The following is a 13387-nucleotide window of genomic DNA, read 5'->3' as shown; positions in this document are numbered from 1 at the left end:
CTAGTGCTCCACCTGCGAGCAGAGACAGGGCAGTGATATGGCCGCGTGATCGTTGAGGATCACGCGGCCATATCACTATGAGCAAACAACCCAGTGGAGGTGCCGGGAATCGAACCCGGGTCCATCGGCGAGGGAACAGGGCTTCTACGGGCGTAGTCTCAGTGCGCTTTTCTCGGCTCCGCGGATCCCTGAGACGAGTCCGCGACGAGCCCAGCCACGTAAGTTTCCCTCAGTCTCCCGTGGCCTGATTCTGAGGTTGAGCCCCCTAGCGATGCCGGATTCCAGGTCGGGGGCGATCCTGGACCGACAGGGCTATCCGCCCGTTACGTGATCGCTAGATCAGGCAACGAGGGCGAAGTTCGCCCGAGCCATCTTCTGATTGGCATTTGTTTTTTTGCTGTGTTGTTGGTTTACGAGATCATCACAGCTTCCTCGGCCCGCTTCCCCTGCTTCGACGTCCGATGTCGAAACCGTTCACCCCCGTGGCAGAACGCACACGGTGACGCACGGACGCGCTTCGCCTCCTGCGGAGGTTCGGCGCGGCAGTGAGCAGTGTGTGCAGTTCTCAAACAGGAGCGGAACACCGGGTGTCCGCGTACTTCTATTAGACATCAGGATACTCGGGTGGGCGCGGCTCGGTAAAACCGATTGACCACCGGCCGCGCCGTGTCCCGTGCGTCCCGCTAGTGACGTCTCGCGGTCTGCTAGCGGTACCTGCGGCGGTGGGCCGCGATGTCCCGCTCCGCCTCGCGCTTCATCTGCTTCTCCAGCAGCGTCTGGCGCTTGTCGTAGTCCTTCTTGCCGCGGGCAAGGCCGAGCTCGACCTTGGCCTTGCCGTCCTTGAAGTACAACGCGAGCGGGATGAGCGTTAGTCCCGACTCCTTGGACTTGCCGATCAGCTTCTGGATCTCCTGGCGGTGCAGCAGCAGCTTGCGCATCCGGCGCGGGGCGTGGTTGTTCCAGGTGCCCTGGTTGTACTCCGGGATGTGCACGTTGTAGAGCCACACCTCGGCGTCGCGGATCTGGGCGAAGCCGTCGACCAGGGACGCGCGGCCCTCACGCAGCGACTTCACTTCGGTGCCGGTGAGCACCAGGCCCGCCTCGTAGACGTCCTCGATGAAGTAGTCGTGCCGTGCCTTCTTGTTCTGGGCGATCGTCTTCTGCCCGCGCTCCCTGACCATGGGCTCTATTGTCGCTCAGACGCGCAAGTACTTTCGCAGCGTGAAGGCCGACGCGAGCACCGACATCAGCACGCCGACGATCAGCAGGCTGGGCACGATCCAGGCGAACGGCGACCAGCCGATGAACTGCACCGAGGCCAGGTGCGGCGCGACGACGTGGTTGATGAAGAACGCCTTGACCCCGATCAGGATCACCGACGCCGCGACCCCGCCGGCCAGGCCCGCGACCGCGCCCTCGAGCAGGAACGGCATTTGGATGTAGAAGTTCGACGCGCCGACCAGACGCATGATGCCGGTCTCCCGGCGGCGGCTGAACGCGGAGAGCCGGACCGTGTTGAAGATCAGCAGGAACGCCAGCACCAGCATGATCGCGGCCACGCTGACCGCGGTGTACTCGGCGATGTGGATGAAGGTGAACAGCGGTTTGAGCAGCTGCTGCTCGTCTTGCACCGACTGCACGCCGGGCAGGCCGCCGACCGCGCCCTCGACGATGTTGGCGTTGTTCGGGTCGTCCAGCTTGACCCGGAAGGAGTCCTGCATGTCGTTGACGGTCGAGTCCTGCGCCAGCGCGGAGCCGGCCTCCATCTGCTGGTAGTGCTGGAACGCCTGGAGCTGGTTCTCGTAGGTGACGGTCTGGACGTGCGGCGTCCGGATCAGGGTGTCGTGGATCGTCTGCTTCTGCGCATCGGTGATCGCGGTCTGGCAGTTGGGGTACTTGCCGACCTCCTCCTGGTTGCACATGAAGACGCTGACCTCGACCTTGCCGTACCAGTAGTCCTGCATGTGCAGGGTCTGCTGCCACATCAACAGGCCGGATCCGAGCATGACAAGGGCCACCGCGGTCGAGACGATGACCGCGATCACCATCGTGAGGTTGCGACGCAACCCTTGGCCGATCTCCTGTAGTACGTACTGGACGCGCATGGTGGGTTTACCTGCCGGTGCTCTAGTCGGAAGCGTGTGGCTGTGGTCTTCGGTCTGCGGTACGCCGCCGCCGTTCTAACGGACGTAGCCGTAGACGCCGCGGGCCTGGTCGCGTACGAGCGTGCCCTGGTCGAGTTCCAGCACGCGCTTGCGCATCTGGTTCACGATCGCCTGGTCGTGCGTCACCATCACGACCGTGGTGCCGGTGCGGTTGATCCGGTCCAGCAGCTTCATGATGCCGACGCTGGTCTCCGGGTCGAGGTTACCGGTCGGCTCGTCGGCGATGAGGATCATCGGGCGGTTCACGAAGGCCCGGGCGACCGCCACGCGCTGCTGCTCACCACCGGACAGCTCGTTGGGCATCCGCTCCTCCTTGCCCGCGAGCCCGACCAGTTCCAGCACCTCGGGCACGACCTTGACGATCTGGCCCTTGGGCCGTCCGATCACCTCGAGGGCGAAGGCGACGTTCTGGTACACGGTCTTGTTCGGCAGCAGCCGGAAGTCCTGGAACACGGTGCCGATCAGGCGGCGGTGGTGCGGCAGCTTCCAGTTGGACAGCTTGTTGAGGTCCTTGCCCGCCACCACGACGCGGCCGGTGGTCGGCCGCTCCTCGCGCAGGATGAGCCGCATGAAGGTGGACTTGCCGGAGCCGGAGGAGCCGATGACGAAGACGAACTCGCCGCGCTCGATCTCCAGGGACATTTCCCGCAGCGCGGGGCGCGCCTGGTTGGGATACGTCTTGCTGACGTTCTCAAAGCGAATCACGGTTGCATCACCATCCGGCGGCAGTCTAGACATAGCGGGCGCGGCGCGGGAGCCGGTTGCGCAAGGACGCCGCGCGGATCCGGGGACCCGGCGGCGGCTTCCGGCGGGAAGCTCCACAGGAGTGTACGAGGCTCCCGAGGGGTAGGAGGGAACGAACGGGCGCAGCGCGGCGTTCTCAACGGTGATGAGGAGGACTCGATGAGACGCGACGACCTGGCCTGCGCCAACTGTTCCGGACCGGTGTCCGAGGGGCGCTGCTCGGTCTGCCGCGCAGCTCGTGACCAGTACGGACGCGGAGGCGGCGGCTTCTATGCGCCGCTGTGGCTGGTTCTGGCGATCCTCGCGGCGCTGGTGTGCGCGCTGGCCCTGGAAGCCCGTTTCGCGTGAGCTGAGTCACATTCGGTGCCGTGTGGCCGTGAAGCGCCCGCGGCGTCGGGAACTTGGAAGCTTGTAGCTCGGGAAACCGATAGGGCGTCAGGGAGCGTGGTGGGCCGCGGCTAGCGCGTGCGGCGCCAGCTAACGACCCCCTACCGGATACGGCGCCGACGAACAATCTCTAGTGCGTGCGGCGCCAGCGGATGCCGGCCTCGATACTGTGCCCTCTGCCTCGCTCCGCTCGGCCTTCATCTCGGCCGAACGACCCCCTAATGCGTGCGGCGCCAGCGGATGCCGGCCTCGATGAAGCCGTCAATCTCGCCGTCGAGGACCGCCGCGGTGTTCCCGGTCTCGTAGTCGGTCCGCAGGTCCTTCACCATCTGGTAAGGATGCAGGACGTACGAGCGCATCTGGTTGCCCCAGGAACCGGACGAGTCGCCCTTGAGCGCGTCGATCTTCGCCTGCTCCTCCTGCCGCTTGCGGTCCAGCAGCTTCGCCTGGAGCACCGCCATCGCGGAGGCCTTGTTCTGCAGCTGCGAGCGCTCGTTCTGGCAGGACACGACGATGCCGGTCGGCAGGTGGGTCAGCCGGACCGCGGAGTCGGTAGTGTTGACGCCCTGGCCGCCCGGACCGGAGGAGCGGTAGACGTCGACGCGGATCTCGTCGTCCGGGATCTCGATGTGATCGGTCTGCTCGACGACCGGCACCACTTCCACGCCCGCGAAAGAGGTCTGGCGGCGGCCCTGGTTGTCGAAGGGCGAGATGCGCACCAGCCGGTGCGTGCCCTGCTCGACCGACAGCGTCCCGTACGCGTAGGGCGCCTTTACCGCGAACGTCGCCGACTTGATGCCGGCCTCTTCCGCATAAGACGTGTCGTAGATCTCGGTGGGGTAACCGTGGCGCTCCGCGTAACGCAGATACATGCGCATCAGCATCTCGGCGAAGTCCGCCGCGTCGACGCCGCCGGCCTCGGAGCGGATGGTGACCAACGCCTCACGGGAGTCGTACTCACCCGAGAGCAGGGTCCGCACTTCGAGCTCGCTGATCGCCGCGGCGATCCGGGGCAGTTCGGCCTCCACCTCGGCGCGGGTGTCCGCGTCGTTCTCGGCCTCGGCCAGCTCGGCCAGCACCTCGATGTCGTCCAGCCTGCGGCGCAGCGACTCGACCCGGTTCAGCTCGCCCTGGACGTAGGACAGCCGGCTGGTCACCTTCTGCGCCTTGGCCTGGTCGTCCCACAGGTCCGGCGCGGCGGCCTCCTCGTTCAGCCGCTTGATCTCGCCGCGCAACGCGTCGAGATCGACGACGGCCTCGATCGAGGACATGGTCGACTTCAGGTTCTTCAGTTCTTCAGCTACGTCTACGGCCACAACTATCAAGGGTACGCGACCCGGCGCCGCTATTAGACGCGATGCGTCGTCGCCGCCGATCAGGCTCCGGTGCGGTACAAGTGCACGGTGCCGTCAGCCGCTGTGGTCGCCAGGACCAGACCGAGCCCTGCGGCCGGAGTCACGCCGACCGGGCTTTGCGAGGTGACCCCGATCGGCGACCACGTCATCGAGCCGTGCAGGTTGGCTCCGGTCGGTTCGTAGACCTGTACGTCACCGGCGACGGACTGGATGAACAGGTACGGCTTCCCGTTGCTGACATAACCGGCTTCAGGCTGTCCTACCGCACCGGTCGGGAAGGTATAGCTCCAGGATCCGTCGTTGATCAGCCTGAGGTCGGCGAGGTCTGAAGCGCGGATCACGTACGCCGCCATCGTTCCGTCCGCACGAATCGCGAGCGCGACGTTGGGTTTGATCGCGCCCGCGCTGCCGACGAAGCGCCAGGGCTGCCAGCCGCCGTCCGCGGTTCCGCTGCCGTTTGCTGCTAACAGCGCGCCCGAGCGGGAGGCAACGAGCAGTTGGGTGCGGTCTCCAGGCAGCGGGACGGCGGCGGGGGCTCCGGCGACGCGCGTCGAGCCGATTCCGGCGGCGGCGAGCGAGGTCCATGGCGACCAGGTCCCGTTAGTCAGGACGATGCGATGCATCTCGCTGTCTGCGGAGACGGCGTAGATCTCGACACGACCGGAGTCGCGGCCGACGGCGGCCGGTTCGGCGGCGGCGGTCAGTCCGGGGAGGGAGTGCCAGGCGGAGAAGTGCGGTGACGCTCCAGCGTTCGCTGTGGCGTACCGCACGATGCCGTCCGTGCCGGTCATGACGACGTACGCACTGTTGCCTGCGTTGAGGTAGCGCACCGCGCCGATCGGCTTCACCGGAGGCGCGGCAACCTCGCCGAGCTGCACCAAGCCGAGCGGCCCGATCGGACGAGCCGTGGTGTTCGCCGCGGACGGGCTCGCGGGAGCGTTGCCGCTCAGGCTCGTCGCCGCGTTGGTCTTCGCCGCGCCGGTCGGCTGCTTCGCGTCGCTGGTGTGCCCGTTCCACCACAGGAAGCCCCCGGTCGCCACGAGGCCGGCGGCGATGACCGCGGCGACGGCCGGTACGCGCGAGTTGCGTGGGCGGCCGGCCTCATCAGTGCCGGCGCCGTTGGAAGAAGGCGGTCTGGCGCCGGGTGAGCTGACGCTCCGTGAGCTGGATTTGTGGGTATCGAAGTCGCGCACGTCGCCCGCCTCGCGCGGCCGCGGCGGCTTGGCCACCGCGCCGGGCACGGGAGCGGACGGGCCGAGCGGTTCGCGGATCGGCCGCATGAGGTTGACGTGGGTTTGGCGCGAAGCGTCGGCCCGATCGGACGAGCCGGTCACCAGCGGCACCGCGCCGACGCTTATCGGGACCGCCGGTCCGGGACCGGCGGCGAGCGACACGGGATCGACGACGGCGCGCGGATCGGCCACCCGGAGGGCCGGCAGCCCGCTGAGTTCGGGCGCCAGCACGCGCAGCCGACCGGCGACCTCGGCCGCGGTCAACCGCGCGGCCGGGGCCTTCGACAGGCAGCTGACGAGCAACTCGCCCAGCGGCGCCGGCATGCCAGGAACGTCCGGGACCGTCTCGGTGACATGCCTGCGCAGCACCGCACCGGGATGCCCGCCGCCGAACGGGGTCCAGCCGGTGAGCAGCTCGAAGATGAGTGTGCCGAGTGCGTATACGTCGACCGGTGGTCCTGGAGGGCAGCCCTCGATGACTTCAGGGGCCAAGTAGTCCGGTGTCCCGACGATGCGAGTAGCGCGCGTGCGACGCGGACCGTCTACGAGCCGTGCGATACCGAAGTCGGTGAGCCGCGCGGTACCGGTCGAGGACTCGATGAGTACGTTCTCCGGCTTCACATCCCGGTGCACCACGCCCCGGGCGTGCGCCGCGGCCAATCCGGCGGCCACGTCTGCGGCCACGGCGACTGCGGCGGCCGGAGCCAGCACGCGCTCCGCGTCGAGTCGTTCACGCAGGTCGGCGCCGCGCACCAGATCCATGACGAGCGCGAGATCGGTGCCGTCCACGACGAGATCGCGCACCGCGACCACGTTCGGATGCACCAGACTGGTGAGTACCGTGCGCTCCTGCACGAAGCGGGCGATCAGGGTCTGATCCGCCGCCAGATCCTCGCGCAGCAGCTTCACCGCGACCGGCCCGTCCGGCCCCGCACCCTCCCAGACCGTGCCGCAGGTACCCCGGCCGATGACCCTGGTGACGGTGTATCTGCTGCCGATCTTGCGTGTCACCGTTGCTCCGTGAGAGGTCCGCGGGCGTGCCGTACCCGACACTGTGCCTTTCCGGACGCAGGCTGGGCAACTAACGCGCCGAAGCGCTACCCAAGTCCGGCGGCGGAAGGCTGATGACGCGTCAGAGAAACGCGTACCGCGCGGAGAGATCCCGAGGCCGTGCGGGGGACTACTTCTGCACGAGCAACGAGATAGTCATGCCCCTCACCTGTTTGGCGTACGCGACGCTGTAAACGCTCTGGATCGCGCGCACTTCCGCGGGAGGCAGACCGCCGAACGGTTTGGCCGGGTGTCCCGGCAGAATCAGCCACGCCCGCGGTGCCGGCCGGCTCAAGCAGGCGCTGAAGTCGGTGCAGAACTTCGGGACGATGTTGTCGATCTGCGCTGCCGTGTTGACCACCATCAGGTTGCGCAGCTGCATGTCCGCGGGCAGGTAGAAGTTGACGCCCTCGTCGATGTCGGTCATGCCGTAGATGATGGCGGCGTCGCCCTGGTGGTACGCGTGCTGGACGATCCGCGCGGCGCCCCGATAGTCGCGCTGCGGGAAGGCGAGGTCGGGGTAGTTGAACCAGCTGTGGGCGTAGGTGGTGTGCACCTGGTTCTGGCCCGGGACGACCGCGATCGCGAAGACGAGCAGCATCGCGGGAAGGGCGCGCAGGCTACGGCCGGCGGTCGCACCCGCCCCGGCGAGCACTGCCCACGCGGGCACGCAGAAGAGCAGGTAGCGGGCGAAATAGAAGAACGACGAGTCGCCGACGTAGCGCGAGATCAGCCAGATGCACGGGAGCGGCAGCGCGGCGGTCGCACTGGCCAGCGCGACCTGGCGGTGGCGGGGATTTCCCCACGCGGCCGCGCCAAACGCGAGCAACACTCCGGCGCCCAGGACAGAGCAGACCGCCTCCGGGCCCATCGCGAACAAATCGTGCACCGTCGGCCGCGGCTGCGGATTGCCCTCGCGTGCGCCGTAGTAGATGACCGGGGACACACCCGCGCCCGCCACGACCAGGCTGGCTGCGAAGCGGCGCGCGGTCAGCCACGGTCGCTCCTCGCTGCGCCACAGATACGCGGCGAGGCCGACGGCGTGACCGATCACGATCGTCAGCGAGATCAGGTTGAACAGGCCGGCCATCACAAGGGCCGCCGTGTATCCAGCCCACCTGCGCCGACTCGGCTGTTCCACCGCACGCACGAGCAGCAGCGAGGCCAGCGCCGCGGCAAGCGCGACGAACGGATACGAACGCAGTTCTGTCGCGTAACGGGCGATCGCCGGAGTGAGCGCGAAGAAGATGCCGGCTGCGAAACCCGCTCGCTTGCCGAACAGCCGCTGCCCGGTGGCCGCGACACAGACCACCGCGCCGACCATCGCCACGATGCCGGGCAGCCGCATCCCGAACAGCGATGTGCCCACTACCGTCATCCAGAGATGGAGAAACAGGTAGTACGCGCCGTGCACCGCATCGACATGCGTGAGCGTGTTCAGGATTTGCGACCAGCTTCGGCTGGCGACGTTTACCGAGGTGAGTTCGTCGAGCCAGATTTCGATGCTTGACGCGCGCCACGTACACAGCAGCGCGGTGATCAGCGCAGGGACGAACCACGCCGTCCGCACCAGCGCGGACGCGGTTCGGGTGAACCGGGCCGCGTTACCGCCCTGCGGCGCGGCCGCCTGCGCCGGTCCGGGATCACCGGCCTCTTCAGGATCGGCCGCGGTGTTCACGACGGGATCGAAGACATCTGGAGCCACCTGCGAATTCCTCATCGAAACAGGCGCTCGGCGAGCGCAACAGGAGAATGCGTCGAAACGGAGACGCTCCCACCCGGGGTCTGGTTGCTCGGGAATCCAGAGGTAGTCGTGTGATGCTTCGCCAGCTGCCTGCCGACGCTGACGCCGACCGCGACTGCGATCGCGAGGACGATGACGAGGATTGCGAGCTTGCTCAGGCAGCTGAGGCCAGCCGTCTTCGCGGGTGCGTTAGGAGAATAGGCCTGCGGCTGCCGGGGCGCCTTAGTGCGCGGCGCTTGATACGTCTGCGGCTGCTGCGGGCGGTACTGCGCCGGTTGTATCGGTCGCTGTGCCGGCTGTATCGGAGGACGTGGCGCCTGCTGGTACGCCATCGGATACGGGTTCGGCTGCTGCTGAGGCTGGCTCGGGTACGGGCGTGCCGGAGCAGGTGTGCTCGCCGCGGGCGCCTGGGCGATCGGAGCCTGAGCGGCGGGCCGCTGCGAAACAGGCGGCAGCGCGGTCGTCGGCTGGTTGGCGGACGGGCGCGCGATCGGTGTCGTGGGAGCGGTCGGCGTCGGGGTGATCTGGGCGCCACGGTTGATCGGTATGACCTGCGCGCCGTTGTGCGCCTGTTGAGCGACCTGTGCCGCCGGGGCCTGTGCTACTGGAGCCTGGGTGATTGGAGCCTGGGGCGCCGCGGCCGACGGCTCCTGCTGGCTCGGCTTCTGCTGCTGGGCGGCCTGGGGCGCGGCCGAGCCGTTGGCCTGCGGAACCCGAGCCGGCCAAACCGCGTGCGGAGCGGCGTGCGCGCGGACCGCGGCGCCTGCCCCGGCGACCACACCGGCCGCGCCGCCGCCTGCGCCGGCGGCGACCTTCTGCTCGGCGGGCAATGCCGGCAGGACGACGGTTCCCTCGCTCGGGTTGACCGGCAGCCGGACGGTCGTGCCGTCCTGCTTCACTCGCACGGCCGCGCGCAGCCGAGAGGCCAGCTCCCCGGCCAGCGGCCGCGCGTCCGGGTCCTTCGCCAGCGCCGCGGTCGCCACCGCCCACAGCCGGTCGGAGACGCCCGGCGGACGCTGCGGCGTGGCCGTCTGGTGCGCCCGGAACACTTCCATCGCGTCGCGGCCACGGAACGGCGGCCGGCCGGTCAGCAGCTCGTAGAACATGATCCCGGCGGCGTACACGTCGACCGCGCCGGTGGCCTTGCGCCCCGAGATCACCTCGGGTGACAGGTAATACGGCGTGCCGACGACCTGACTGGTCCGGGTGACTGACGGCGCGTCAGCCAATCGGGCGATACCGAAGTCCGTCAGCAGCGGCCGGAATCCGCCGGCCTCCGGCTGGAGCAGCACGTTCGCGGGCTTCACGTCCCGGTGGATGATCTTGGCGGCGTGCGCCACGGACAGCGCGTCGGCCACGTCGGCCACCAGCAGCGCGGCCTCCTCGGGCCCGAGGGTGCCCCGGCCGCGCAGGTAGGCGCGCAGGTCGGGCCCCTCGACCAGCTGCATCACCAGCGCCAGCACGTCCCCCTCGACCACCAGGTCGCGGATGGCCACCAGCGAGCGGTGGCGCAGGCCGACCAGCGCGGTGCGCTCGCGCAGGAACCTGGTGACCACGTCGGGGTCGGCGGCGAGCTCTTCGAGCAGCACCTTGACGGCGATCGCCTCGCCGGTGTCCCGCACGCGCCCCCGCCACACCGACCCGAAGGCCCCGCGCCCCAACTGTTCATCCAGCTCGTATCGGCTGCCGATAGGCTGACCCACGAAACCTCTCCCCCAGTTTGTCGACTCGGGCTGGCGCCGCCGCGGCGCATGCGGATCGGCGCAGACGCAGCCTAGTGCCGCTGACCCAACCGGTGGATGCGGCCAGCCGTTTCGTACCCAAGCTGCTACAGGAGCACACGGCGCCGGTTCAACGGGGCGCCTTTCGGCGCGGTGGCGTTTTCGCTGGTGCTCCCGTTGCCCACTGCTTACAGCTGCGTCGTCGGCACTCCCTGCTTATGTTCTCGGATACCGTGGCTCCCGGCGAGAATTGACCGACCCGATTTTCCGTGGACAGTCTCCCGTCCTGAAAAGGCAGCGCGCATGCAGATCAGACTCTCCGTCACCTCGGTCCGTGACACGGCGCGTGACCAGGCGGAGCAGGACTGCGTAGACGTAGCGGTGACGGCCGCGGCTGGTACGCCGTTCAGCGCGGCGGCCGGGGCGCTGCGAACCCTCGCCGGGGTTCCGGAGGGCCGGTTCTACGCCGGCGGCGCGCTGGTGGCCGAAGAGGCCGCGCTGGGCCTTCCTCCACTGCTCGACGGCGCGATGCTGACGGTCGGAGGACCGGGAGCGCCGACCGCGCTGCACGGCTCGCTCAGACTGCACAACGGGCTCGAACTGCACGTCATCGGTGGACCGGACGCCGGCGGCGTGCACCTGATCGCGCCGCCCGCGCCGGGGGAGGAACCGGTCCGCATCGCGATCGGCCGTGGCGCGGACGCGCAGGTGCGCATCGAGGATCCGGACCTGTCCAGGCTGCACGCCGAACTGCTGGTCACGGCCGACTGGGTGCGGCTGCGCGACGCCGGTTCAACGAACGGCACGACGCTGGACGGCACTCCGGTCGGAGCGGAGTCGGTGCTGCTGCTGCCCGATGCGTTGGTGCGCCTCGGTGAGACGACGATCGTGCTGCGGATAGGGCATCGCTCGACCGACGCGGAGCCGGACCGTCTAGGGCGCCTGAGGGTGCGTACCGAGCGGCGTACGCCCGTGGCACTGCCGTCGCCACGTATCGACCTGCCGCCCCGCCCTTCGAATCGCGGACTGCCTGCCGCACGCCGCCGGGCCGCAGCGGCGTTCGAGCAGGCCAAGACCGCCGCGGAGACGCAGATCGCCTCGGCGCTCGCGGCCGAGGCAGGGCTGCGCCGAGAGCGGCATCCGGACCTCGCCACGCTGCTGACCGCGGCGTTGCGGCCTGAGCCGGGGCTGTGGTCCCGTGATCCCGAGTCGGCAGGCCTGCTGGATCTGCGGCTCGGCACCGCGCGGATTACCTCGCGGGTGACCGTCTGCTCCGGGCCGAAGACCTTCCGCCCACGGGTGCCGGCCGCGCCGGTCACCTTGGATCTGGAGACGGTGGGCGTGCTCGGCCTGGTCGGCCCGCGCCCGCAGCTGACCCGGCTGGCCAGGTCGCTGGTGGCGCAGCTGGCCGCGAGCTGCCCGCCTCGGGACCTGGAGCTGGTGGTGCTCTGCGACCAGGGCGTGGCCGCCGCGGATCCGGGGCGCTGGCAGTGGGCTCGCTGGCTTCCGCACCTGATCCCGCAGGAAGGGCAGGACTGCCGTGCGCTGATCGGAGTGGATCAGGCGCAGGTGCGCGCCCGGATCGAGGAGTCGCTGGCGAAGCTCGACGCGCGCGAGGCGGAAGCGGCCGACGGCATCGGTGGCGCGGCTTCGGCAGGCAGGCCCGGCAAGCGCTGGTCCGGACGGCGTACCGTGCTCGTCGTGGACCCGGCACCGGCGCTGATTGACACGCCGGGCATGCAACGGCTGCTCACCGAAGGTCCGGAGTTCGGTATCTACACCATCGCCCTGGCCTCACGCGCGGTGCAGCTGCCTGATGTGACCGGTGCGATGGCAACGCTCAACGGAGACGTGCACACGCGGGTTCGGCTGGAGCGCCCGGAGGCGCCCGCCCTCGACAACATCATCGCCGACCTGGCTTCGGCCGAATGGGCGGAACGGCTCGGCCGTGCCCTGGCGCCCTTGCGTGAGGCGGACAGCTTCGGCGCGCCGCAGCTGCCGGAGGAGGCGCGGCTGCTGGCGCTGCTCGAGCTGGACCTGCTCACCCCGGCGAAGCTGGGCGCGCGTTGGTCACTGCGGCCGTCCTGCGGCGAGCTGACGATCGGCGCGGACGATCACGGCCCGGTGCGCACCGATCTGACGGGTCAGCACATCCTGGTGGCCGGTGTGTCAGGCTCCGGTGTCTCCGAGACGCTGCGTTCGATCACGTGCGCGCTCGCCGCCGTCAATCGGCCGCAATACCTGCGCGTCTCGCTGCTCTCTGGCGGCGACGGCGCCTCGCTCGCGGACTGCGCGGCGCTGCCGCACACGGACGCCCATCTGCCCCCGGATGCCTCGTCCGAGGAGTTGCGCGCGTTGCTCGACCAGTTGGAGGCCGAGATCGAGCGGCGCACGAGCGCCGCGCTGCGCGGCACCGTCGAGGATCCGTCCGACCCACAGCACCCGCGCTTGCTCGTGGTCGTGGACGGATTCGACCAGCGCGCCGCAGCCCATCCGTGGTTCGCCAAGGGCTTGGCGGGCATCGCGCGCGACGGCCGCGATCACGACGTGCACGTGGTCGTCGGCGTCACGCTCGAAGACGCCCAGGCGGTGCGGCTGCTCAACAGCGACCTGTGTGACGAGGCGCAGATCCGCATCGCACTGCGCACCCACGCGGCGGAGGAGTCCCGCAAGCTGGTCTCGCTCCCGGCCGCCGCGTCCGTGCGGGCAGACACGCCCGGCCGTGCGCACCTTGCCCTGCCGGACGGCCGCGTGCTGCCGATCCAGGCCGCGCGCATCAGCGGCCGCATGCCATCCAGCGCGTCCAACCGCGCGACCGCCGTCCGCCTGCCGTGGACCGAACTGGGCTCACCGGTCCCGCGCCGCCCGGCAGAGGCTGCCCCGGCCGGGCTGCTGCGCGGACCCACCGACCTGGCGCTGTTCGTCGAGACCGTGCGCCGGGCCGCGACCCGCTGACCCGCTGACCAGCTCCGACTCGGCGGGAGCCGCA

9 protein-coding genes and 1 other RNA gene are annotated in these 13387 nt (G+C 69.4%); 2 read left to right on the top strand and 8 right to left on the bottom strand.

The window, feature by feature from the left end; genetic code table 11:
• Nucleotides 1-91: 91 nt before the first annotated feature.
• The 4 genes from ssrA to ftsE all read right to left on the bottom strand — a co-directional run bounded on the left by ssrA (nt 92) and on the right by ftsE (nt 2870).
• Nucleotides 92-482, bottom strand: a transfer-messenger RNA (tmRNA) gene (gene ssrA, locus VFA06_RS08775).
• Nucleotides 483-704: 222 nt separating this feature from the next.
• Nucleotides 705-1181, bottom strand: a complete 477-nt coding sequence (gene smpB / locus VFA06_RS08770; RefSeq protein WP_324839943.1) for an SsrA-binding protein SmpB — start codon at nt 1179-1181, stop codon at nt 705-707.
• Nucleotides 1182-1196: 15 nt separating this feature from the next.
• Nucleotides 1197-2105, bottom strand: a complete 909-nt coding sequence (ftsX, locus tag VFA06_RS08765) for a permease-like cell division protein FtsX (protein WP_324839942.1) — start codon at nt 2103-2105, stop codon at nt 1197-1199.
• 75 nt (nt 2106-2180) lie between these two features.
• Nucleotides 2181-2870, bottom strand: a complete 690-nt coding sequence (gene ftsE / locus VFA06_RS08760; RefSeq protein WP_324839941.1) for a cell division ATP-binding protein FtsE — start codon at nt 2868-2870, stop codon at nt 2181-2183.
• Between the two features lie 198 nt (nt 2871-3068).
• Between ftsE and VFA06_RS08755 the strand changes: the two genes are divergently transcribed.
• Nucleotides 3069-3257: a hypothetical protein gene (locus VFA06_RS08755; protein WP_324839940.1), complete on the top strand. Its 189-nt coding sequence runs from the start codon at nt 3069-3071 to the stop codon at nt 3255-3257.
• A gap of 257 nt (nt 3258-3514) precedes the next feature.
• Here the strand turns inward: VFA06_RS08755 and prfB are convergent, their stop codons facing one another.
• The 4 genes from prfB to VFA06_RS08735 all read right to left on the bottom strand — a co-directional run bounded on the left by prfB (nt 3515) and on the right by VFA06_RS08735 (nt 10380).
• Nucleotides 3515-4612, bottom strand: a complete 1098-nt coding sequence (gene prfB, locus VFA06_RS08750; RefSeq protein ID WP_324839939.1) for a peptide chain release factor 2 — start codon at nt 4610-4612, stop codon at nt 3515-3517.
• A gap of 59 nt (nt 4613-4671) precedes the next feature.
• Nucleotides 4672-6894, bottom strand: a complete 2223-nt coding sequence (locus VFA06_RS26050; RefSeq protein WP_324839938.1) for a protein kinase domain-containing protein — start codon at nt 6892-6894, stop codon at nt 4672-4674.
• 169 nt (nt 6895-7063) lie between these two features.
• Nucleotides 7064-8638 carry a glycosyltransferase family 39 protein gene (locus VFA06_RS08740; RefSeq protein ID WP_324839937.1) on the bottom strand — a complete coding sequence of 525 codons (1575 nt, stop codon included), beginning with the start codon at nt 8636-8638 and terminating at the stop codon, nt 7064-7066.
• A gap of 11 nt (nt 8639-8649) precedes the next feature.
• A complete protein-coding gene (locus VFA06_RS08735; protein WP_324839936.1) occupies nt 8650-10380 on the bottom strand; it encodes a serine/threonine-protein kinase in 1731 nt (576 codons plus the stop codon).
• 321 nt (nt 10381-10701) lie between these two features.
• Between VFA06_RS08735 and VFA06_RS08730 the strand changes: the two genes are divergently transcribed.
• Nucleotides 10702-13353: an FHA domain-containing protein gene (locus tag VFA06_RS08730; protein ID WP_324839935.1), complete on the top strand. Its 2652-nt coding sequence runs from the start codon at nt 10702-10704 to the stop codon at nt 13351-13353.
• The last annotated feature ends 34 nt before the right edge of the window (nt 13354-13387 follow it).

Source organism: Actinocrinis sp. (assembly GCF_035653575.1).
Lineage (GTDB): Bacteria > Actinomycetota > Actinomycetes > Streptomycetales > Catenulisporaceae > Actinocrinis.
This window is presented reverse-complemented; position numbering and strand designations above follow the sequence as displayed.

Coding starts and splice junctions, on each gene's coding strand:
- ftsX (WP_324839942.1), bottom strand. CDS start 2,105: ATGCGCGTCCAGTACGTACTACAGGAGATCGGCCAAGGGTTGCGTCGC.
- VFA06_RS08730 (WP_324839935.1), top strand. CDS start 10,702: ATGCAGATCAGACTCTCCGTCACCTCGGTCCGTGACACGGCGCGTGAC.
- smpB (WP_324839943.1), bottom strand. CDS start 1,181: ATGGTCAGGGAGCGCGGGCAGAAGACGATCGCCCAGAACAAGAAGGCA.
- VFA06_RS08755 (WP_324839940.1), top strand. CDS start 3,069: ATGAGACGCGACGACCTGGCCTGCGCCAACTGTTCCGGACCGGTGTCC.